A 19,598-nucleotide genomic window follows, 5' to 3' on the forward strand; every position below is an offset into this window, starting at 1 on the left:
ACGACATCTACGTCGCCCTGTCCACCGGCACCACATTCAGCCCCTCCACCAAATGGCACGACTACTTCGGCCTCACCGGCGAAACCACACTCTGAAGCCGTCCAACCGCTGACGACGCCGGGCCCGGCTCGGGGCCTTCCGCTGACCGGCCGGGACCGCCGGTCGCCGCGTACCCGGCCCGTGATCGTCCGATCCGGGCCGGGCGCGGCCTATCGCTTGACCAGGCCGCGCAGCGCCGCGAGCACCGACCGGTGGCTGACCTCGGCGTAGATCTTCTTGTCCGGGCCGTACAGGACCACATACGGACACTGCTGGTCGTCACCACCCATGGCCTTGTCCAGCAGCCGCCGGCCGGTCGCCACCTCGTACACCCGCAGGCGGTAGGTCGCCTTCAGCAGCGTCAGCGTGTCCGGCTTCGGGTCGTCGTAGCGGCACTTGCGGATCGTCGCGCCGATGCTCGTGCGGTCCAGGCAGGCGACCATCTGCACGGTCTTCGGGTCCTCCGACGCCCAGGTCCGTTCCACCCGCTTCGACAGGCCCTCGTCGTAGTAGTAGACCCGGTCGTGCCGGCGGTCCGTGCCCAGGTCGGTGCCGACGAGCAGCGCCACCGGATGCGGCGCGGCGCCGGTGCGCTTCGGCGACTGCGGGTAGTAGAGGACGCCGTCGCACACGTTGTTCAGGTCGGAAATCTGCCCGGCCGGGTAGTCGCTGGGCTGCGGTCCCCGCGCCGGTGGCTCGGCGTCCTCGGTCGCCCCGGGCGTGGGGGTCGCGCCGCCGGGTGACCGCCACGGGTCCGCGAACGGCTCGGCCGGCTCGCGTTCGGCCGACTGACGCCCGGTGGACCGCAGCAGGAGGACCCCGCCGACCAGGCCCGAGCAGAGCACGAGAAGCAGGACGCTCAGCGCCGAGACGGCGACGACCAGCCCGCGGTTGCGGCCGCCGGGAGCCGACGGCCCCGGCGGGTACGCCCCGAACGGCGCCGCCTGCCCGAACGGCGCCGTCGGCACGGCCGGTCCGAACGATGCTGCCGGTGTGGCCGGCCCGAACGGCGCTGTCGGCGTGCCTGGTCCGGACGGCCGCCGTGGGCGGCGGCGCGCCCGCGACCGGCGGCGGTCCGGCGGTGGGACCGCCGTCCGGCGGCGTCCACGCAGGCTCCTCGCCCGGCTGCCCGTCTGTCGTCGAATCCCGGTCGGCCCCCGTGCCGGATATGCGCATTCCCCCGTCGAACCCGTGCGGATCGCGCAACTTATCAGGATCGGCGCGCCGGAGATGCCCGTGCTAGGTGGTTGCGCTACCTAGATAGCGGCGCTACCGTCATCGTCCGTGAACGTCGCATCGGGACACTGCGGAGCGGGATGAACCAGGAACGGCGGGCGCAGTGGCTGCGCGGCGTGCTCGACCTCTGCGTGCTCGCGCTGCTGAGCCGGGGCGAGTCCTACGGCTACGAACTGTCCCAGGCGTTGCGGGCCCACGGGCTGGGCGCCGTGCAGGGCGGCACCCTCTACCCGGTGCTGCTGCGGTTGCAGCGCTCCGGCCTGCTCACCGCGCACTGGCGGGAGGGCGGGACCGGCCCTGCGAGGAAGTACTACCGGATCAGCCCGGCCGGCAGCGCGGTCCTGCGCGAGGCCGTGACCGACTGGAGCGCCTTCGCGTCGAGCGTGGGCGGGATACTGAGGGAGGAGCCGAAGCGGTGAACCACAACCTCTGGCTCGCCGCCCTGACTGGCGAGCTGCGCCGGCACGGGGTGGGGCCCGATCTGACCGGCCACGTCGTCGCCGAGGCGGCCACCCATCTGCTCGACAGCGGGGAGTCGCCGCTGCGGGTCTTCGGCGCGCCGGAGACGTACGCCCGGGCGGTCGTCGACAGTCTCGGCGGTCCCGACGTGCGGCCGCCGCGCCGCCGGCCCGGACCGGTGCGGCTCGCCGCCCGGGGCATCACCAAGCGCTACCGGGGACGGACCGTCCTGGACCGGGTGGACCTCACCGTCGGGGCGGGCCAGATCGCGGCGGTGGTCGGTGCCAACGGCGCCGGCAAGAGCACCTTCCTGCGGATCTGCGCCGGCCTGTTGAGCCCGGACGAGGGCACCGTCGAGGTGCACGGCTCGCTCGGCTACTGCCCGCAGGACGGCGGCACCGCCGAGTTCCTCAGCTCCGACGAGCACTTCGTGCTGATCGGCGCCGGCCGAGGGCTGGGCCGCACGGCCGCCCGGCGGGCAGGTCGCGCGGAGGCGGCCGGGCTGGAGTGGACGCCGCCGCGACGCACCCAGGCGCGGCACCTCTCCGGCGGCACGCGGCAGAAGCTCAACCTGGTGCTGGCCCGGCTCGGCGAGCCGGAGGTGCTGCTGCTCGACGAGCCCTACCAGGGCTTCGACAGGGGGACGTACCTCGACTTCTGGCACGAGGTGTGGCGCTGGCGCGACGCGGGCAAGGCCGTCGTGGTCGTCACCCACCTGCTCAACCAGCTCGACCGGGTCGACATCGTCCTCGACCTGACCGGAGGGCGGGACGCGTGAGCCGGACTCTCGTGGTGGCTGAGGCCGCCCTGCGCGAGCTGCTGCGCCGCCGTACCGTGCTGGTCATCCTGCTGCTGATGCCGCTGGCCTTCTACCTGAGCCGCCGCGGCGACTTTCTCGGGCAGTCGATCCGCTTCGTCTGTCTCGGCCTGGCCTGGGCGCTCAGCACCGCCGCGCTGTTCGCGGGCAGCGCGGCGCGCGGCATCGAACCGCGCCTGCGGCTGTCCGGCTACGGCAGCCGGCACCTGGTGCTCGGCCGGCTGCTCGCCCTCTGGACGGTCGGCGTGCTGCTCTCCACCCCGTACTTCCTGCTCGTCCTGGCCGACCAGCGCGACGTCCGGTACGGTGCGATCGCCCTGATCATGGCGCTGACCGTGTTCGTGTCGGTGCCGTTCGGCCTGCTGCTGAGCGCCGTGCTGCCGCGCGAGCTGGAGGGCACGCTGGTGCTGCTGACAGTGGTCGGTCTGCAGATGGTGATGAACCCCGAGGGCAGCGCCACCCGGGCGTTGCCGTTCTGGTTCAGCCGGGAGATCGCCACGTACGCAGTGGACCACACCGACGGCGGCTACCTCACCCGCGGCCTCATCCACGGGCTGGCCTTCGGTGTCGCGCTCACGCTGCTGGTCGTGGTGGCCGCCGCGGTGCGGTTGCGGCAGCGCCGGCATCTGCGCCTGGCCACCTGACCGGTGGGGGCGGCGGACCGGACCGGGCCGCCCGGCGTGGCAGGATCGGTGAGTGCAGATCGGGTTGCTCGGGCCGTTCCAGGTCACCGTGGACGGCTGCGTCCCGGCCGACGTGCCGGGCGCACGGCTGCGCGCGCTGCTCGCCGCCCTCGCGCTCCATCCCGGCCGGGTGGTCCCGAAGCCGGCGCTGGTCGACTGGATCTGGGGCGAGCAGCCGCCCGCCGACGCCGCGAACGCGCTGCAACGGCTGGTGTCGCGGCTACGCAAGGCGCTTGCGGCGGGCGCCGTCGACGGGCTGCCGGACGGTTACCGCCTCGTCGTCGAGCCCGACGCGGTCGACGCCGTGCGATTCGAACGCCTCGTCCGCCGGGCCCGCGACGGCGACGGGCCACAGCGGGTACGGCTGCTGCGTGAGGCGCTGGGCCTGTGGCGTGGCGACGCGCTGCGCGACGTCGGGCTGCCCGGCAGCCCGGCGCTCGACGCGGCGGCCACCCGGCTGGAACGGCTGCGCCTGGCCGCCACCGAGGACCGGTACGACGCGGAGATCGGACTCGGCCGGGAGGCGGACCTGATCCCCGAGCTGGCCGACCTGGTGGCCGCCCATCCGGTACGCGAGCGGCTCGCCATGGCGCTGATGCGCGCGCTGGTCGCGGCCGGCCGGGACACCGAGGCGCTGCTGGTCTACCGGCGCACCGCCGACGCGCTCGCCGACGCGCTGGGCGCCGACCCGTCGCCGGAGCTGTCGGCGCTGCACGTCGCCCTGCTGCGCGGCGAGACGGTACGCCGGGAGGACACCCGCCGCACCAACCTGCGCGCCGAGCTGACCAGCTTCGTCGGCCGGGACGCCGACCTCGCCGCGGTCGGTGCGCTGGTCACCGAGCACCGGCTCACCACGCTCACCGGTCCGGGCGGCTCCGGGAAGACCCGGCTGGCCACCGAGACCGGGCGCCGGCTGACGGGCGACCTGCCGGACGGGGTGTGGCTTGTGGAGTTCGCCGCCGTCAGCGCCGACGGGGACGTCGTGCAGGCGGCGATCTCCGGGCTCGGCCTGCGGGACGCGCTGCTCGGCGACGCGGCGAGCGCGGAACCGGTCCACCGGCTCGTCGCGGCGATCCGGGACCGGGACATGCTGCTGATCCTGGACAACTGCGAACACGTCGTCGAGCAGGCGGCGGCGCTGGCCCACCGGCTGCTCGGCGAGTGCCGCCGGCTGCGGATCCTGGCCACCAGCCGGGAACCGCTCGGCATCACCGGCGAGGCGTTGTGGCCGGTCGTGCCGCTGGGCCTGCCAGGCGGCGACGCCCCGATCGCCGAGGTCGAGTCGTCGCCCGCCGTACGTCTGCTGCGGGACCGAGCCGCCGCCGTCCGCCGCGACCTGGCGTTCGACGAACACACGTCGGCGACGATGGCGCGGATCTGCCGCGCGCTCGACGGCATGCCGCTGGCAATCGAGCTGGCCGCGGCACGGCTGCGCGGCATGTCCGTCGACCAGCTCGCCACCCGGCTCGACGACCGGTTCCGGCTGCTCACCGGCGGCAGCCGGACCGCGCTGCCCCGGCACCGGACGCTGCGCGCGATGGTCGACTGGAGCTGGGAGCTGCTCAGCGACGCCGAACGCGCGGTCCTGCGCCGGCTGGCGGTGTTCTCCGGCGGGGCGAGCCCGGACGCGGCCGAGCGGGTCTGCGCCGGTGGCGCCGTCGCGCCGGGCGACGTGCTCGACCTGCTCACCGCGCTGACCGAGAAGTCGCTGCTGGTCGCCGCCGCCGGCGACGTCGCGCCGCGTTACCGCATGCTCGGCACGATCAAGGAGTACGCCGCGCAGCGGCTCGCCGAGGCGGGGGAGGCGGATGCCGTGCGCCGCGCGCACCTGGCGTACTTCACCGAACTGGCCGAGACCGCCGAACCGCGGCTGCGCCGCGCCGACCAGCTCACCTGGCTCGCCCGGCTCGACGCCGAGCACGACAACATCACCGCCGCGATGCGCGGCGCGCTGTCGGCCGGTGAGGGGCCCGAGGCGATGCGGCTCTCGGCCGGCGCCGGCTGGTACTGGTGGCTCGGCGGCCACCGCACCGAGGGCATGGAACTGATCGCCGCGGCCACCGAGGCGCCGGGTGAGGTGCCCGACGACGTCCGCGCCGTGGTGTACGGACTCGTGGTGTTGTTCCTCAGTTCCGGGCCGGGCGACGCGCAGCACGCGGCCGAGTGGATCCACAAGGCCTACCGGTTGAGCGGGGAGGGCCGGCGCGGTCACCCGGAGCTGGCGCTGGTCGTGCCGATGGAGCGCATGCTGCGGGAGCCGGACGCGCTGCTGCCCGCCTGGGAGTCGCTGCTCGACCACGATGATCCGTGGGTACGCGCGCTGGCCCGGCTGCACCTGGGCAAGCTGCGGGTCATCCTCGGCATCGAGGCGGCGCAGGCGGAGGCGTGCCTGCGGCAGGCGCTCGCCGAGTTCCGGGCGGTCGGCGAACGCTTCGGGATCTCGTTCGCGCTCAGCGAGCTGGCCGAGCTGATCGCCGTACGCGGTGACGTCGCCGCCGCCTGCGACCACTACGAGCAGGCAGTCGCGGCGGTCACCGAGGTCGGCGCCGTCGAGGACGTGATCCGGATGCGGGCGCGGCTGGCCTGGCTGTACCGGCTGGGCGGCGACGAGGCGGCGAGCGCCGACGCCGTGGCCGAGGCGCGACGGCTGGCTGCGGGGGTCGCCTGGCCGGGCGCGCTGGCCGAACTGGCGCTGGCCGAGGCGTACCTGGCCCGCCACGACGGTGACGCGGACGAGGCGTACGCGCGACTGCGGGCCGTGTCGGCGCTGCTCGGCGACGAGGCGGAGCTGGCGAGCGTCCGGGCGGGCACCCAGGATCTGCTGGGCTACCTGGCCGAGGACGTCGAGCAGTCGCGTACCCATCGGGCGGCGGCGTGCCGGGCGGCGCGCGAGGGTGGCTACGCGCCGCTGACCGCGCAGGTGCTCGTCGGTGTCGCGGACCTGGCGTTGCGGCTGGACCGGCCGGGCCAGGCGGCGCGGCTGCTCGGCGCCGCCACCGAGGTACGCGGGCAGCCCGACCGCGCCCACCCCGACGTGCCCCGGATCGAGGCGGCGGCGCGCGACCGCCTCGGCGACGTGGGGTTCGCCGAGGCGGTCGCACAGGGCCGGGAGACCGGCTGGGAGCGGCTGGCCGGGGTCACGCTCGCTTCGTGAACGTGGACCGCGCCCACAGGTAGCCGACCACCGCGATGCCGGCGCACCAGGCGAGCGCGGGGATCACGTCGCCGGCCGACGGCGCGCCATCGAGCAGGCCGCGCAGCGTCTCGATGATCGGCGTGAACGGCTGGTACTCGGCGATCTGCCGCAGACCCGGCCCCATCTTGTCGGCGGGCACGATCGCGCTGCTGAAGAACGGCAGCAGGACCAGCGGCACGGAGGCCATGCCCGCCGACTCCGGCGACCTGGCGAACAGGCCCAGCGCGACGGTGAACCAGCTGACCGCGACGCTGAGCAGCACCACCACGCCGGCCACGCCGAGCCAGTGCGGCGGTCCGGCGGCCGGGCGGAAGCCGAGCAGGAACGCCACCCCGACCAGGGCCGCGACCGCGAGGACGTTCGTCAGCACGGTGGCGACGACGTGGCCGGTCAGCACCGCGCCCCGGGAGACGTGCATGACCTTGAACCGGTTGATGATGCCCTTTGTCATGTCGGAGTTCACCGACGTCGCGGTGCCGCCCAGGCCGTAGCAGACCGCCATCAGCATCAGGCCCGGCGTCGCGTAGTCGACGTAGTCGACGCCGACGGAGAACGCGTCGCCGAGCATGTACACGAACATCAGCATCACGATGATCGGCATCAGCACCGCGTTGAACACCGAGGTCGGGTTGCGGCGCAGGTGCGTCAGGTTGCGGCGCAGCATGACGACCGAGTGGTTCCTGCTCATTTGGCCGCCACCTCCGGGGTGCGGCCGGTCAGGGCCAGGAAGACGTCGTCGAGGTCGGGGGTCTGCACGGACAGGTCGTCGGCGCTGATCGCGTGCGCGTCGAGCCGGTCGAGCAGGGCGCGCAGCGCCGTGGTCCCGCCGTCGGTGGGCACGCGCAGCGCCAGCGCCTCCTCGTCGCGTACCGCCTCGGGCAGCACCAGCGCCGCCGCGTCGAGTTCGGCGACGCTGCCGAACCGCAACCGCACGTGCGTGCCGGGGATCCGGCGCTTCAGCTCCTCCGGCGTGCCCTGGGCGACCAGCCGGCCCTGGTCGAGCACCGCGATCCGGTCGGCGAGGCGGTCGGCCTCGTCCAGGTACTGGGTGGTGAGGAAGACCGTCACGCCACCTGCGACCAGCTCCCTGATGATCGACCACATGGTGCGGCGGCTGCGCGGGTCCAGCCCCGTCGTCGGCTCGTCCAGGAAGATGATCCGCGGCTCGCCGACCAGCGTCATCGCCAGGTCCAGCTTGCGGCGCATGCCCCCGGAGTACGTCGACACCAGCTTCCCGGCGGCCTCGACCAGGTCGAACCGTTCCAGCAACTCGGCGACGACCCGTTTGCCGGTCACCCGGTTGCGCGGGCCGAGGTCGACCATCAGTTGCAGGTTCTCCCGACCGGTGAGCAGTTCGTCCACCGCCGCGAACTGCCCGGTGACCCCGATCGCCGCGCGGACCGCCCTGGCCTCGGTGACCACGTCGTGCCCGGCGACCCGCACCGACCCGGCGTCGGCGCGGATCAGGGTGGTCAGGATGTTGACGGCAGTCGTCTTGCCGGCCCCGTTCGGGCCGAGCAGGCAGAAGATCGTGCCGGCCGGGACGTCCAGGTCGACGCCGTCGAGCACCACCTTGTCCTTGTACGCCTTACGCAGCCCGGAGACCGCTATCGCTGAACTCGTCATGCGACCACCATGGGCGGCCGTACCGCCACCGCCCTGACACGGCGCTGACACGGCCGCTGTCAGCTTGTCGGTGGGGCGGCGTACGGTCCCGCCGTGGATCGGGAGACGTGCCGGCCGGTCCCGGCAAACCCGGTGGTCCGGACGGGCCGGGTCGGCGAGCATGGCGGCATGGCCGGGGAAACGTCCACCACCAGGTTGCCGCTTCAGGGCGGGCTGCCGCCGTCCGGCGCGGTGACCGGGCCGGTGGTGGAGATCGCCTGCGACGAGTCCGGTTTCTCCGGCACCAACCTGCTCGACCCGGCCACCCCGGTGATCGTCCACGCCGGCGTCGACCTGAGCCGCGACGAGGCGGCCGAGCTGATCAGTGGGCTGCGGTCCGGGTTCCGGTTCTCGCCCGACGAGGTCAAGTCGCGGCAGTTCCTGCGCCGCCGCGAAGCCGCCGAGGCGGTGCGGTGGTTCCTGTCGGCGCTGCGCGGCCGGGCGTACGTGCACCTGGTCGACAAGGAGTTCTTCCTCGCCACCCGGGTCGTCGACCTGCTGCTGGCCGAGCCGTCGTACACGGCGGGCACCCGCCTCGCCGGTGACCGGCGTCCGGCCGCTGCGGCGCTGCACCGGGCCGGGCGGGCGGCCGGGCCCGGCTGGGCGGCCTTCCTCGCCGCCGTCGTCGAGATGCTGCGCACCAAGCGGCGGGACCGCGCGGACGACCGGAGCGTCGAGCGGTTCTTCGCCGCCCGGGACGCGCTGCGGCGCCACGTCGGTGACGCGCAGGCCGGCGCGGTCCTCGACGCGCTCGACCCGGCCCGGGTGGCAGCTGTGCGGGCCCGGCTGTACGCGGGCGACCGGACGATCCCGCCACCGCTGGAACCGTTGCTGCCGGCGCTGGCCGAGACAGTCCTGCACTGGAGCGCCGGGCGGCGGCGGGTGCTGGTGATCCACGACGAGCAGAGCGCGCTCACCGAGGACCGGCTGCGCCGTCTCCAGGCGGCACTGGCAGCGGGCGTCCCGGCCGGCCCGTCGCCGCTGGCCGGGCTGGTGATGACCGACTCGCGCGACGACCCGCGCGTGCAGTCCGCCGACCTGCTCGCCGGGGTGGCCCGCCGGATGCCCGCCGACGGGCCGCTGCGCCCGCTGCTGTCCCCGGAACAGGAGCCCACGTGATCCTCGACGACGTCACGCCGCGCGCCGGAGTGCACTGCGAGACCACCACGCTCGGCGTGCTGACCCGGCACGCAGGTCTCGACCTCTCCGAGCCGATGCTGTTCGGCCTCGGCGAAGGGCTCGGCTTCGTCTACTGGGACGCCAAGGGCATGGACGTGCCGTTCCTCGGCGGGCGCACGAAGCCGCTGTGCGTGACCCGGGCCGCCGCCGGCCGCCTCGGCCTGGACCTGCGCGTACGGGAGACGACGTCGGCGGTCAGGGCGTGGCGCGACGTCACCGACGCGCTGGACGCCGGGCAGCCGGTCGGCCTGCAACTGGACTCGTACCACCTCGACTACTTCACCACGAAGGTCCACTTCGGCGGGCACACGGTCGCGATGTACGGCTACGACGACACCCACGCCCACCTGGTCGACACCGCCCAGCAGGGCGGCGTGGTGACCACCACGCTGGGCAGCCTCGCCCGGGCCCGCGCCGCGCGGGGGCCGATGACCGCGCGCCACCTGTCGTACACGCTCACCGCTCCCGGCGGCCCGCCGGACCTGGACGCCGCCGTCCGCGCGGCGGTACGGGCCAACGCCGAGGCGTTCCTCCACCCGCCGATCGCCAACCTCGGCCACCGGGGGATCGCCACCGCCGCCGCCCGGGTGCCCCGCTGGCTGGCCCGCGCCGCCGATCCGGCACGCGACCTGCCGCTGGCCGCGACGCTGATGGAACGCGGCGGCACCGGCGGTTCGTTGTTCCGCGCCCTGTACCGGGACTTCCTCGCCGAGGCCGCCACCGTCACCGGCGACACCCGCCTGCGGCGGGCACAGCTGATGTACGCCGACATCGCGCCGCTGTGGACCGCCGTCGCCGACCACATCGCCACCGCCGGGCGCACCGGCGACGCCGTCCACCTGACCCGCGCGTCGGCGGTCCTCGCCGACCTGGCCGTCCGCGAGCGCGAGGCGATGACGGTGCTGGCCGCGCTCGACGCCGGGTAGGCGTCAGCTCATGTCGAGCGTGTACGCGGCCTCCCGCACGTCGGCGTCCGGGTGACGGCGCAACCCGGTCAGTAGGTCCCGCCACGGCGTCTTCCAGCCGAACTCCGAGCCGTGCCCGACGAGCGCCACCGCGAACAGCCCGCCGGCCAGGTCGCCGCGCCCGGCGAGGTGGACGACGGTGTCGGCCAGGACCGCCGGTTCCAGCCGCTGCCGCAGGTCGAGCAGGCGCGCGCCCACGCGCTCGGCGGTGCGCACCGCGACCAGCGGGCGGCCCGCGCAGAGCGCGGCGACCTCGTCCAGGCCGTCGAGGCGGCCGAGGCCGACGAGTAGCCTCGTGGCCGTACCCAGGAAGGAGTCCTGGCCGGCGAGCCACCGCGCCGCCTCGACCAGCCCGGCCCGGTCGGCGCCGGCGGGTCGGCTGGCGGACCACAGGGCCGCGCCCTCCGCGAGCGACTCGACGCGCCGCCGGGCCGGCCGGTCGGTCACCGGGCCGCCCGGGTCGTCGTCGGCCGCGTCCCGCTCCACCAGGCGGGTCAGCGCGGCCCGGAACGCCGCGTCGCCGCCGGCCCGCAGCAGGTTCGCCACCCCGATGCTCGGCGTCGTCTCGTCCGGGTCGGTGAGTCGATCCACGACCAGGTCGGTGACGCCGGTCAGCCACGGCCACCACCCGCCGAGCACGCCGAACGCGGCGCTGCGGACCTCCCGGTCGTCGGCCCGGCACGCCGCCGCGATCAGGTCGGCGTAGGCGCGGCGGTGGCGCTCCGAGATGCCGGACGGGAACGCGCCGAGCACCGCCCGCCGCTCCTCGCGGCTGGCGTGCACCGCCGCCCGCAGCACCGCCCAGGTCGCCTCGGACCCCAGCCGCTGCCGGGCGGCGGAGACGATCGCCGCCCGCACGTCGCGGTGCGTGTCCGGATCGGCGTACGCCTCGCCGAGCGTCGCCATCACGCCGGTGTGGGCGTAGCGGGCCAGGAGCCGGGCGGCCTCCTTGCGGCTGGTGACCTTCGCGGCGCCGGTGAGCACCCCGCCCAGCAGCTCGGCCAGGCGAGCCGGCGGGACGTACCGGGCGGCCCGTCCGGCCGCGTACAGCGCGACGCGTGCCCGGTCGCCGTCGGCGTACCGCAGCAGCACCGGGAACGCCTCGTCCGGCCGGTCGGTCCGGACCAGCGCGCCGAGCGCCGCCTCGGCGACCGGCACCTCGGACGCGTCGACGTGGCGCAGCACCAGCTCGCGTCCGGCCGGACCGGCCCCGGCGGCGGCCCGGATCGCCGCCGCCCGCCGCCAGACCCGTTGCCCGGAGTCGGCGACGACGCGGGCCTGAAGCGCCACGAAGCGCTCCTGCTGGCGGGGGAGCCAGCGCTGGGCGTACGGCGCGGTGTCGGGCACCCACCGCAGGCCGCGTTCCACGAACCGGCCGCGCGGAGGGCGGTCCAGCACCCGGTCGAGCAGGTCGGTGCGGGACGCGCAGACGATCGTCCACACCTCGTGCAGCGCCACCGCCGACGCGTCCACGGCGAGCACCTCGGCGACGCGCCGCGAGCGGGTACGCGGGTCGGCGAGCCAGAACCCGGCCGCCGCACGGGCCACCGGGGGCAGGGTGTCCGGCCCGATCGCCCGGCGCAGCAGGTCCTGTAGCTCGGGCAGCCGCCAGGCCCGCCGGCCGAGCGCTTCGGTGAGCGCGAACAGCAGGCCGTAGCGGCCGCGCGCCATGCCGTCCTCGATCCGGCCGCGCAGCCGGTCGAACACCACCTGCTCCTGGCCGTGGCGCAGCACCGTGTCGAGCCGGCGCAGCACCGGCACGTTCGCGTCGCTGCTCACCTTGTCGATGGTGAGAAGCGCCCACTCGGCAAGCTCCGGCACGTCCACGTGAAGCGTGAGGACGTCGACGGCGAGCCGGCTCAACGCCGTCGTGGTGGTCGCCGAGGTGTCCCGTGCGTCGACCGCGTCGGTGGTGAGCCCGGTCAGCCCGCCCGCGTTCATCGCGGTGAGCAGCGGCGTCACGGTGGCCAGGGCGGTGAGCGCGGCGGCGCGTACCGGTTCCTGCTCGTTGCGCAGCCGGCCGAGGCGGACCACCACCTGGGCCACCGTCCGCGGGTCGCGGGAACGGCGCGCGGCCGCCACCAGCAGCCGCCAGCCGTCCGCCCGTTCGTCCGCGTCGCCCGAGCGCAGCGCCGCGCTCGCCGACGCGGACGCCTGCGGCCACGGCAGGTACGCGCTCCAGAACCGCACCTGCTCCTCTCGCTCGCGGACCGACGGCAGGGCCAGCACCCGCGCCGCCTCGCGTGCCCGCACCGGTGCCGGCAGCGCCTCCATCACCTCGCCGCCGGGCCGCAGTGCCGTGGTGTCGGTGTCCGCCAGCGCGCCGTCGTACAGGTCGGCGCGGCGGCTCGGCGCGACGGCGCGCAGCAACGCGGCGAACGCCCGGTCGTGCTCGCGCAGCCGGGCGGCCAGCGGGATCAGCTCGCCGGTGGGCAGCGCGGCGAAGCGGCCCAGCAGCGCCCGGGGCAGCGCGGTGCCGGCCAGCCAGGCCGCGCGGCCGGGCGAGGTGAGCAGGCGTACGACCCGACGGGCGTCGTGTGCGGCGAGCCGCCCGTACGCGACGAGCGCGCCGGGCAGCGAGTACTCCGGCGCGTATCCGTCGAGCAGGTCCAGCGCCCGGCCGGGATCGCCGCGCAGCACCGCGCCGGCGACCTCGGTCCAGATCCGCCCGCGCGACTCCGGCGGGGCCGCGGCCAGCCGTTCAGCGGTGCGCGCCAGCACGATGTCGCTGTGCCACCGCATCAGCCGTTCCGGGTTCAGCGCGTGTTCCAGGTCGGGCAGCAGCGCCCGTACCGTCTCCGGGCCGCAGGCGGGCAGCAGCGCGGCCGCCTCCTGGTCCCCGAAGCGTTCGCGTACCCCGGTGATCAGCGCGTCGGCGACGGCCGGCGCCGGGCGGCGGCGCAGCCCCCGGTAGACCCGGCGCCGCGCGTTCGCCGGCCGGTCGGTCAGGTCGACGGGTGTCACGCCGGCCCGCACTGCCGCGTTGAGCGCGGTGGCGCCGATCGAGGGCTCCGGGTCGTGCATCGCACCCAGGACAGCCTCGGTGTCCTGGGTGGCCAGCGCGGCGAGCAGCGCGAGACGCCGCTCGTAGGGGCCCTGCCGGCGCAGGTCGGCGCAGACCTGCGCACGGTCGGGCGCGGTGCGTGCCCACGCCACGAGGCGTCGCGTCCGGTCGCGGTGGGACAGCGGATCGAGTGACGTCAGCAGAGCGCGGGTGGCCTTGAGCACGGCGCCCATTGTGCCGGTGGGCGGGTGCGCGCGGGTGCCCCGTCACCCCATTCCGCAATTCCTATGGAAATTGTAGATTTTCAGCGTTCTCCCAGGTGGCCGGGATTGACATCAAAAGGACCGTCGGGGATATTCCTAGCGGCGCGTCGGGGCGCGGGCGAGCAGGCGGAGTCTGCGGATTTCACCTGCGTGACGTGCGCAAAGCTGTCGTGCTGCCCCTGCCCTGCCGGGGTCCGGATGAGGTTGGACAATGATTAAACGGGCCGTCGAATTCGCCAAGCACAATTCGCCGAATTCCATGCGCGTCGCGGCCCGGCGGGCACAGATGGAAGCGCGCAACGCCCGCATGCGACTCACCGTGCCGGTGGTGGAACGCAGCGAATTCGCCAACATCTTCCACTGCACCGTCCGCAAGACCGGCAGCCAGTGGATCAAGGCGTTGTTCAGCGACCCGGCCGTCTACCGCCACTGCGGGCTGCTGCCGTACGACCCGCGCTTCTACGCCGGCGGGGCCACCGCGCCGGTGCCGGCCGGCCGCATCGGCCTGGCGATCTTCCTCTCCCACAAGCGGTTCGAGGCGGTGCCCAAGGCCGGCGGCTACCGCGCGTTCTTCGTGATCCGCGATCCCCGCGACGTGGTCGTGTCCAGCTACTTCTCGCTGCGCAACTCGCACGCCCCGATGGGCGACATCCCGCAGGCGCGCAAGGCCCTCCAGGAACTGCCGAAGAAGGAGGGCATGCTCTACGTCATCGACCGGCTGCGCGACAAGAAGCAGTTCGGGCAGATGCGGTCCTGGGCGGTCGCGCCGGCCGCCGAGACGTTCCGGCTGTTCCGCTACGAGGACCTGACCGGCGAACGGCAGGCCGACGAGGTCGACCAGCTCATGCGGCACTGCGGGATCACGCTGCCGCGCCCGGAGCTGGAGGCGCTGCTGGCCCGCTACAGCTTCAGCAAGATGAAGAAGTCCAAGGAGACCCCGGGGCGGATCTCCCACTACCGCAAGGGCGCGTCCGGCGACTGGCGCAACCACTTCGACGACGACATCTACGCCGCGTACACGAAGGCGGCCGGTGACCTCGCGGAGATCCTCGGCTACCCCGCCCGGGACGAGACCCCCGCCCGCTGACCGGCGCCGTATGCTCCTGCCGTGGAGCTGCGGTTCACCACGCGGGCGTCCGACTCGGCCTGGATCGACACCGTGTGGACCTGCGCCAGCGATCGGGTCGACGAGATGACCTCGGTGGCGACCCCGTGCTGGGGGCTCGTGTTCTGGCAGCGTGACGGTCGCTCCTACGCGGCCGTCTCCGGCCCCGAGACCGCTACCGGCACCGCGCCGGTGCCCGAGGGCGCCACCTTCGTCGGCATCGACTTCGCGGTGGGCACCTCGCTACGGACCGTACCCACGCCCGAGCTGGTGGACGGCGGCGCCGAGTTGCCCGACGTGAGTCGCCGGACGTTCCGGCTCGACGGCGGCCGGTGGGCAACGCCCGGCCCGGACGACGCCGAGGCGCTCGTGGCACGGCTGGTCCGCGCCGGTGTGGTGGTCCGCGACCCGCTGGTCACCGAGACGCTGCGCGGCGGCCGTCCACCGGCGTCACCGCGTACCCTCGAACGCCGGTTCCGGGCGGCGACCGGGCTGACCCGGGGCGCGGTGCGGCAGATCGACCGCGCGCGCCGGGCCGCCGTGCTGCTGGCCGCCGGTGGCCCACCCGCCGACGCGGTCACCACCTTCGGGTACGTGGACGAACCGCACCTGGCCCGCGCGCTGCGCCGGTACGTCGGACGGACGGCCGGTGAGCTGCGCGCGGGCGCCGGTGGGGCGATCGCGCTGGACCCGGCTCAGCGGGTCACGTCGTAGATCAGCTTGACGACGCCGTTGGGGTAGGTGGCCGAGTCGCTCAGCCGCAGCGTCTGCCGGTCCCGGTCCGCCTGGCTGAACAGGCCCTTGCCGGCGCCGAGCAGCACCGGGAAGACGAGCAGGTGGTACCTGTCGATCAGGTCCGCCTCGGCGAGACGGCGGGCGAGTTCGGCGCTGCCGTGGATGAAGATGTCGCCGCCGTCGCCCTGCTTGAGCGCGGCCACGTCGGCGGTGCCGCGCAGGATCGTCAGCGGTCCCCAGCCGTCGATCAGCGCGTCCTCGGGCAGGCTTGACGACACCACGTACTTCGGCAGGTCCCGGTAGGCGGCGTGGTCGTCGGAGTCGCGCCAGGTCGGCGCGAACGCCTCGTAGCTGCGTCGCCCGAACATCAGCGCCGTGGTCTGCGCCAGCTCCTCGCCCTTGAGCGAGAACGCCTCCGGCAGGAACTCGATGTCCTTGACGACCCAGCCGCCGCTGCGGTGGTCCTCGCCCGGGCCGCCGCCCGGGGAGTCCACGACGCCGTCGAGCGACATGAATCCGGTGTAGACGAGATCACGCATGCGGCAATGCTAGGAACGGCCGCCACCTGCCGTCTTGTACGGAACCGACACGCTTCAGCAGCCGCACGACGCGCCGGCCGGGGCGGTGAGGGCGTCGGCGGGCCGCCGCACGAGCCCCGCCTCGGTGCGTACCGGGAAGCCCTCCCGCACCCAGTACTCGTACCCGCCGATCATCTCCTTGACCGGACGGCCGAGCCGGGCGAACTCCATCGCCGCGCGGGTGGCGCCGTCGCAGCCCGGCCCCCAGCAGTAGGTGACCACTGTGGCGTCCGGCGGGACCAGCTCGCCGGCCCGGCCGGCGATCTCCGCGGTGGGCAGGTGCACCGCGCCGGGGATGTGCCCCTGCCGCCACGCCGGAAGGGCGCGCGAGTCGACCACGACCAGGCCGGGGACGCCCGCCTCCAGGTCGGCGTGCACGTCGCTCACGTCGGCCTCGAAGGCGAGCCGGGCCGTGAAGTGGGCGAGGGCGTCGGCGGGGCGGGCCGGGGGAATGCGCAGGACGTTCGACATGGCACTCATCGTGGTGGCCGCCGACCGGCCGCTCCAGTGGCGCGAGCGACACCGCCCGCTAAGATCCCGCCATGAACCGCGCCACCGTGTCGGTGCTCGCGTACGAGGGCATGTCGGTGTTCGAGACCGGCATCGTCACCGAGGTCTTCGGCCTGCCCCGCCCGGAGTTCGACGTGCCCTGGTACGAGCTGACCGTCTGCGCGGAGGACCCCGGCGCGGTACGGCTGGTCGGCGGCGCCACCCTGCACAGCGGCCACGGCCTCGACGCGTTCGCCGCCGCCGGCACGCTGATCGTGCCGGGCGTCGCCGACGTGCACGCCGACCCGTCGCCAGCCCTCACCGGCGCGCTCCGGGCGGCCCACCGGCGCGGCGCCCGGATCGTGTCGATCTGCTCGGGCGCGTTCGCCCTGGCCGGCGCGGGCCTGCTCGACGGCCGGCGGGCCACCACCCACTGGCGGTACGCCGACCTGCTCGCCCGGCGGCACCCGGCGGTACGCGTCGATCCGGACGTGCTCTACGTCGACGACGGGGACATCCTCACCAGCGCGGGCAGCGCTGCCGGTCTCGACCTCTGCGTCCACCTGGTGCGCCGCGACCACGGCCCGACCATCGCCAACGCGGTCGCCCGCCGGCTTGTCGTACCGCCGCACCGCGAGGGCGGCCAGGCGCAGTTCATCGAGGCGCCGGTGCCCGGCGACCCGGATGACGACCGGCTCGCCGCGAGCATGTCCTGGGCACTGGCGAACCTGAACACCCCGATCACCGTGGAGCGGCTGGCGCGGCGGGCGCACATGTCGTCCCGCACCTACCTGCGGCACTTCGCGCGGGCCACCGGCACCACCCCGATCCGGTGGCTCGTCGAGCGGCGCGTCCAGGCCAGCCTGCCGCTGCTGGAGACGACAAACGCGCCGATCGAGGAGGTCGCCGCGACTGTGGGGTTCGAGACGGCGGTGACGTTCCGGCACCACTTCGCCGCCGCGATGCGGACCTCGCCGTCTGCGTACCGCCGGACCTTCACCAGGACGTCCGGCGCTCACGCCCCGGGCAGCGGGACGACGTAGGAGTCGACGCGGGCGATGAGCCCGTCCCGGAACGTGAACAGGTCGTTGAAGGCGAACCGGAACGGCCCGTGCTCGACGCTGACGCCCCGGCCCTCGCCGGTGACCACGACGACCGGCCCGTCCTCGTGCACGCGCTCGACGTCGAGGCGCGGGCTGCCGCTGAACGCCGGGTTCTCGATCTCGCCGTCGAACTCCGCCCGGCCCCGGGTGGTGCGGTGGCCGTGGATGACCCACTCCACGTCCTCGGTGAGCGTGGCGAGGATCCGCTCGTGGTCGCTCGCCCGGAAGCCGTCGAAGTATTCGGCGACCAGGTCACGCTGGCTTGCTCGGGTCACTGCTGTCTCCTTCGTCGTGGGGCGCGAGGTGGGCGGCGAGGGCGTCGAGGATCGAGGCGAGCCCGTCGGCCGCCTGGTCGGTGCGCAACTCGGGCGGGAGTTCGCGCTGGTGCACGGTGAGATCGGTGCCGTACCCGGCGGGCCGCAGCGTGACTGTGGTGCGCAGGCCGGTGACCGGCTCGTCGAACACCAGCTCGCGCGGCCTGTCGACGCTCACGTAGACGAACCGCAGCCGTCCGGTCCGGCCGTCCGGCGCGTGCGTGTCCAGCGCGAACTCCCCGCCCGGTCGCAGGTCGACGACCACCGACGCCGCCGGCACAGTGGCGTGCGAGCCGCCCCAGAACGCCGCGATGCCGGCCGGCGAGGTGAACGCCTCCCACACCCGGTCCGGCACGGCGGGCAGGTGGCGGCGGGCGATCAGCTCGTCGCCGTGCCGTTCGGTACGGGCTCTCACCGGGCCGCCTCCGGGCCGGAGAGGTGCGTCTCCAGCGCGTCGAGACGGTCGTCCCAGGCGCGGCGCTGCTCGTCGATCCACGAGCCGAGCCGGGTGAGCCGGTCGACGCGCAGCCGGCACGGCCGCCGCGTGCCCTCCCGTCGCTGCTCGACCAGGCCGCAGCGGCGCAGCACGCCGACGTGATGGGAGATGGCCTGCGGCGTCAGGTCGAACGGCTGGGCCAGCTCGCCCACTGTGGCCTCACCCCGGGCGAGACGGGTCACCAGGGCCCGGCGGACCGGGTCGCCGAGAGCGGCGAAGGCGAGGTCGAGGTCCGGTTCTGAGCGCATACCCGAACGCTATCGCAAACACTCCTTTGCGCAAACACCCATTTGCGGGAAGCAACGGGGCCGGTGGCACCCGTGACGTTCCACCGACCGCCGCACCGGCCCGCCGAACACCTGCCGACCTGCCGGAACCCGGCAGCGGGGCCGGGCGTTGGGGGAGTGGCGATGCTGTTTCGGGTGACGCCGCATCGGGAACGTCGTCGGGACGGGGCACGGGACGGAGGTCGACGTGAGGACACCGAGTCGCCGGAGGCGGATGCTTGGCGTACCCCTGCTCGTCGCCACGCTGCTCGCCGGCGCCTGCGGCGACGGCGGCGGGAACGACGGCGGCGGCGCGAGCACGACCTCGACGCCGGCCGCGGGCCCGACGTCCGCCACACCGTCGGCGTCACAGCCGCGCGGCGGGTCCGTGACGATCCCGACGTCCGCGTTCGCCGACCTGCCGCCGGAGCTGCGCAAGACCCCCGCGCAGCCGACCGAGGTCGCCGACGCGCTGCCCGAGCTGTGCGACAAGGAGTTCCGCAGCGGCGGGCGGTCGGTCACCGCGAGCGCCGCGATGATGAGCACCTACAAGCAGCCCAAGGATCCGCCGGAGAACGTCCCCTACGGCACGCTGCACCAGACCGTCTTCGCCTTCGAGGGCACCGGCGCGGCCGACTACCTGCGCCGGGTCCGGGGAGCGGTGGCGGACTGCCTGTCGTTCCCGGCCGCGGGCGGCAGCGTCACAGTCACGTCCCGGCCGATGGCGGGGGCCGGGGACGAGGCCCTGCTGGTCACCGTGAGCCGGCCGGCGACCGGCCCGGACGGCAGCCTGGCCAAGGGCCGGGCCACCAGCCAGATCGTCGTCATCCGGGTCGCCGACGCGGTCACTGTCGTGCACGACCAGGGCTGGGAGGGCACCAGCGCCGACCCCGGCCTGGCCGACGACATCGCCCGGTCCGCGTTTCGCGGCCTCGACTCCTGGCAGCGCTAGCGACGGCGGCGTGCCACCCGGCGTACGAGCGGGTACGCGACGCCGCCGGACAGC

The 19,598-nt window shown here is 74.7% G+C and carries 19 protein-coding genes; 10 read left to right on the forward strand and 9 right to left on the reverse strand.

Annotation, left to right across the window (positions count from 1 at the left end; translation table 11 throughout):
- Window positions 1–209 precede the first annotated feature (209 nt).
- Window positions 210–1,007, reverse strand: a complete 798-nt coding sequence (locus AB0B20_RS19075) for a hypothetical protein (protein WP_357390461.1) — start codon at window positions 1,005–1,007, stop codon at window positions 210–212.
- Window positions 1,008–1,355: 348 nt separating this feature from the next.
- Here AB0B20_RS19075 and AB0B20_RS19080 point away from each other — a divergent pair, with 348 nt between their 5' ends.
- The 4 genes from AB0B20_RS19080 to AB0B20_RS19095 are packed head-to-tail and all read left to right on the forward strand — an operon-like array spanning window position 1,356 to window position 6,388.
- Window positions 1,356–1,694 carry a PadR family transcriptional regulator gene (locus tag AB0B20_RS19080; protein ID WP_357390463.1) on the forward strand — a complete coding sequence of 113 codons (339 nt, stop codon included), beginning with the start codon at window positions 1,356–1,358 and terminating at the stop codon, window positions 1,692–1,694.
- Entirely contained in the window at window positions 1,691–2,512 is an 822-nt protein-coding gene (locus AB0B20_RS19085; protein WP_357390465.1) for an ATP-binding cassette domain-containing protein, read from the forward strand. Before AB0B20_RS19080 ends, AB0B20_RS19085 begins: the two co-directional genes overlap by 4 nt.
- On the forward strand, window positions 2,509–3,195 hold the full coding sequence (locus tag AB0B20_RS19090; RefSeq protein ID WP_357390467.1) for a hypothetical protein: 687 nt from the start codon (window positions 2,509–2,511) through the stop codon (window positions 3,193–3,195). Before AB0B20_RS19085 ends, AB0B20_RS19090 begins: the two co-directional genes overlap by 4 nt.
- A gap of 52 nt (window positions 3,196–3,247) precedes the next feature.
- Entirely contained in the window at window positions 3,248–6,388 is a 3,141-nt protein-coding gene (locus AB0B20_RS19095) for a BTAD domain-containing putative transcriptional regulator (RefSeq protein WP_357390469.1), read from the forward strand.
- Here AB0B20_RS19095 and AB0B20_RS19100 read toward each other — a convergent pair.
- Together AB0B20_RS19100 and AB0B20_RS19105 are read right to left on the reverse strand one after the other, a co-directional pair.
- Complete coding sequence (locus AB0B20_RS19100; RefSeq protein WP_357390471.1) at window positions 6,372–7,118, reverse strand: ABC transporter permease; 747 nt, start codon at window positions 7,116–7,118, stop codon at window positions 6,372–6,374. The two genes, AB0B20_RS19095 and AB0B20_RS19100, sit on opposite strands and share 17 nt — an antisense overlap.
- Window positions 7,115–8,056, reverse strand: coding sequence for an ATP-binding cassette domain-containing protein (locus AB0B20_RS19105; RefSeq protein ID WP_357472055.1), 942 nt, complete (start codon window positions 8,054–8,056; stop codon window positions 7,115–7,117). The genes AB0B20_RS19100 and AB0B20_RS19105 overlap by 4 nt, the downstream gene beginning before the upstream one ends.
- Before the next feature lie 168 nt (window positions 8,057–8,224).
- Here AB0B20_RS19105 and AB0B20_RS19110 point away from each other — a divergent pair, with 168 nt between their 5' ends.
- Window positions 8,225–9,214 carry a DUF3800 domain-containing protein gene (locus AB0B20_RS19110; RefSeq protein ID WP_357472058.1) on the forward strand — a complete coding sequence of 330 codons (990 nt, stop codon included), beginning with the start codon at window positions 8,225–8,227 and terminating at the stop codon, window positions 9,212–9,214.
- A complete protein-coding gene (locus AB0B20_RS19115; protein ID WP_357472061.1) occupies window positions 9,211–10,200 on the forward strand; it encodes a BtrH N-terminal domain-containing protein in 990 nt (329 codons plus the stop codon). Before AB0B20_RS19110 ends, AB0B20_RS19115 begins: the two co-directional genes overlap by 4 nt.
- 3 nt (window positions 10,201–10,203) lie before the next feature.
- Here the strand turns inward: AB0B20_RS19115 and AB0B20_RS19120 are convergent, their stop codons facing one another.
- Window positions 10,204–13,476, reverse strand: a complete 3,273-nt coding sequence (locus AB0B20_RS19120) for a hypothetical protein (RefSeq protein WP_357472064.1) — start codon at window positions 13,474–13,476, stop codon at window positions 10,204–10,206.
- 241 nt (window positions 13,477–13,717) lie between these two features.
- On the opposite strand from AB0B20_RS19120, the gene AB0B20_RS19125 reads away from it, so the two are divergent.
- The gene (locus AB0B20_RS19125) at window positions 13,718–14,593 is read left to right on the forward strand and encodes a sulfotransferase domain-containing protein (RefSeq protein WP_357472067.1); all 876 of its coding nucleotides are present in this window, start codon (window positions 13,718–13,720) and stop codon (window positions 14,591–14,593) included.
- 21 nt (window positions 14,594–14,614) lie between these two features.
- Window positions 14,615–15,325, forward strand: coding sequence for a helix-turn-helix domain-containing protein (locus AB0B20_RS19130; protein WP_357390485.1), 711 nt, complete (start codon window positions 14,615–14,617; stop codon window positions 15,323–15,325).
- Here the strand turns inward: AB0B20_RS19130 and AB0B20_RS19135 are convergent.
- Entirely contained in the window at window positions 15,307–15,885 is a 579-nt protein-coding gene (locus tag AB0B20_RS19135; protein ID WP_357472070.1) for a dihydrofolate reductase family protein, read from the reverse strand. The genes AB0B20_RS19130 and AB0B20_RS19135 overlap by 19 nt on opposite strands.
- A gap of 54 nt (window positions 15,886–15,939) precedes the next feature.
- The gene (locus tag AB0B20_RS19140; protein WP_357472073.1) at window positions 15,940–16,404 is read right to left on the reverse strand and encodes a rhodanese-like domain-containing protein; all 465 of its coding nucleotides are present in this window, start codon (window positions 16,402–16,404) and stop codon (window positions 15,940–15,942) included.
- 62 nt (window positions 16,405–16,466) lie between these two features.
- Between AB0B20_RS19140 and ftrA the strand changes: the two genes are divergently transcribed.
- A complete protein-coding gene (gene ftrA / locus AB0B20_RS19145; protein WP_357472076.1) occupies window positions 16,467–17,456 on the forward strand; it encodes a transcriptional regulator FtrA in 990 nt (329 codons plus the stop codon).
- Here the strand turns inward: ftrA and AB0B20_RS19150 are convergent.
- From AB0B20_RS19150 to AB0B20_RS19160, 3 genes are read right to left on the reverse strand one after another with little or no spacing between them, the layout of a single operon-like run.
- A complete protein-coding gene (locus AB0B20_RS19150) occupies window positions 17,429–17,791 on the reverse strand; it encodes a nuclear transport factor 2 family protein (protein ID WP_357390493.1) in 363 nt (120 codons plus the stop codon). The two genes, ftrA and AB0B20_RS19150, sit on opposite strands and share 28 nt — an antisense overlap.
- Window positions 17,769–18,245 carry an SRPBCC domain-containing protein gene (locus AB0B20_RS19155; protein ID WP_357390495.1) on the reverse strand — a complete coding sequence of 159 codons (477 nt, stop codon included), beginning with the start codon at window positions 18,243–18,245 and terminating at the stop codon, window positions 17,769–17,771. Before AB0B20_RS19155 ends, AB0B20_RS19150 begins: the two co-directional genes overlap by 23 nt.
- Window positions 18,242–18,574 carry a metalloregulator ArsR/SmtB family transcription factor gene (locus tag AB0B20_RS19160; protein WP_357390497.1) on the reverse strand — a complete coding sequence of 111 codons (333 nt, stop codon included), beginning with the start codon at window positions 18,572–18,574 and terminating at the stop codon, window positions 18,242–18,244. The genes AB0B20_RS19155 and AB0B20_RS19160 overlap by 4 nt, the downstream gene beginning before the upstream one ends.
- A gap of 253 nt (window positions 18,575–18,827) precedes the next feature.
- On the opposite strand from AB0B20_RS19160, the gene AB0B20_RS19165 reads away from it, so the two are divergent.
- Window positions 18,828–19,544 carry a hypothetical protein gene (locus AB0B20_RS19165; protein ID WP_357472079.1) on the forward strand — a complete coding sequence of 239 codons (717 nt, stop codon included), beginning with the start codon at window positions 18,828–18,830 and terminating at the stop codon, window positions 19,542–19,544.
- Window positions 19,545–19,598: the final 54 nt, after the last annotated feature.

The sequence above is a fragment of the Micromonospora sp. NPDC049151 genome (genome assembly GCF_040648395.1).
GTDB lineage: Bacteria > Actinomycetota > Actinomycetes > Mycobacteriales > Micromonosporaceae > Micromonospora.

Excerpts from the sequence above, each read along its gene's own strand:
- AB0B20_RS19140 (WP_357472073.1), bottom strand. The coding sequence starts at position 16,404 with ATGAGTGCCATGTCGAACGTCCTGCGCATTCCCCCGGCCCGCCCCGCC.
- AB0B20_RS19160 (WP_357390497.1), bottom strand. The coding sequence starts at position 18,574 with ATGCGCTCAGAACCGGACCTCGACCTCGCCTTCGCCGCTCTCGGCGAC.
- AB0B20_RS19165 (WP_357472079.1), top strand. The coding sequence starts at position 18,828 with ATGCTTGGCGTACCCCTGCTCGTCGCCACGCTGCTCGCCGGCGCCTGC.
- AB0B20_RS19105 (WP_357472055.1), bottom strand. The coding sequence starts at position 8,056 with ATGACGAGTTCAGCGATAGCGGTCTCCGGGCTGCGTAAGGCGTACAAG.
- ftrA (WP_357472076.1), top strand. The coding sequence starts at position 16,467 with ATGAACCGCGCCACCGTGTCGGTGCTCGCGTACGAGGGCATGTCGGTG.
- AB0B20_RS19110 (WP_357472058.1), top strand. The coding sequence starts at position 8,225 with ATGGCCGGGGAAACGTCCACCACCAGGTTGCCGCTTCAGGGCGGGCTG.
- AB0B20_RS19125 (WP_357472067.1), top strand. The coding sequence starts at position 13,718 with ATGATTAAACGGGCCGTCGAATTCGCCAAGCACAATTCGCCGAATTCC.
- AB0B20_RS19100 (WP_357390471.1), bottom strand. The coding sequence starts at position 7,118 with ATGAGCAGGAACCACTCGGTCGTCATGCTGCGCCGCAACCTGACGCAC.
- AB0B20_RS19080 (WP_357390463.1), top strand. The coding sequence starts at position 1,356 with ATGAACCAGGAACGGCGGGCGCAGTGGCTGCGCGGCGTGCTCGACCTC.
- AB0B20_RS19135 (WP_357472070.1), bottom strand. The coding sequence starts at position 15,885 with ATGCGTGATCTCGTCTACACCGGATTCATGTCGCTCGACGGCGTCGTG.
- AB0B20_RS19120 (WP_357472064.1), bottom strand. The coding sequence starts at position 13,476 with ATGGGCGCCGTGCTCAAGGCCACCCGCGCTCTGCTGACGTCACTCGAT.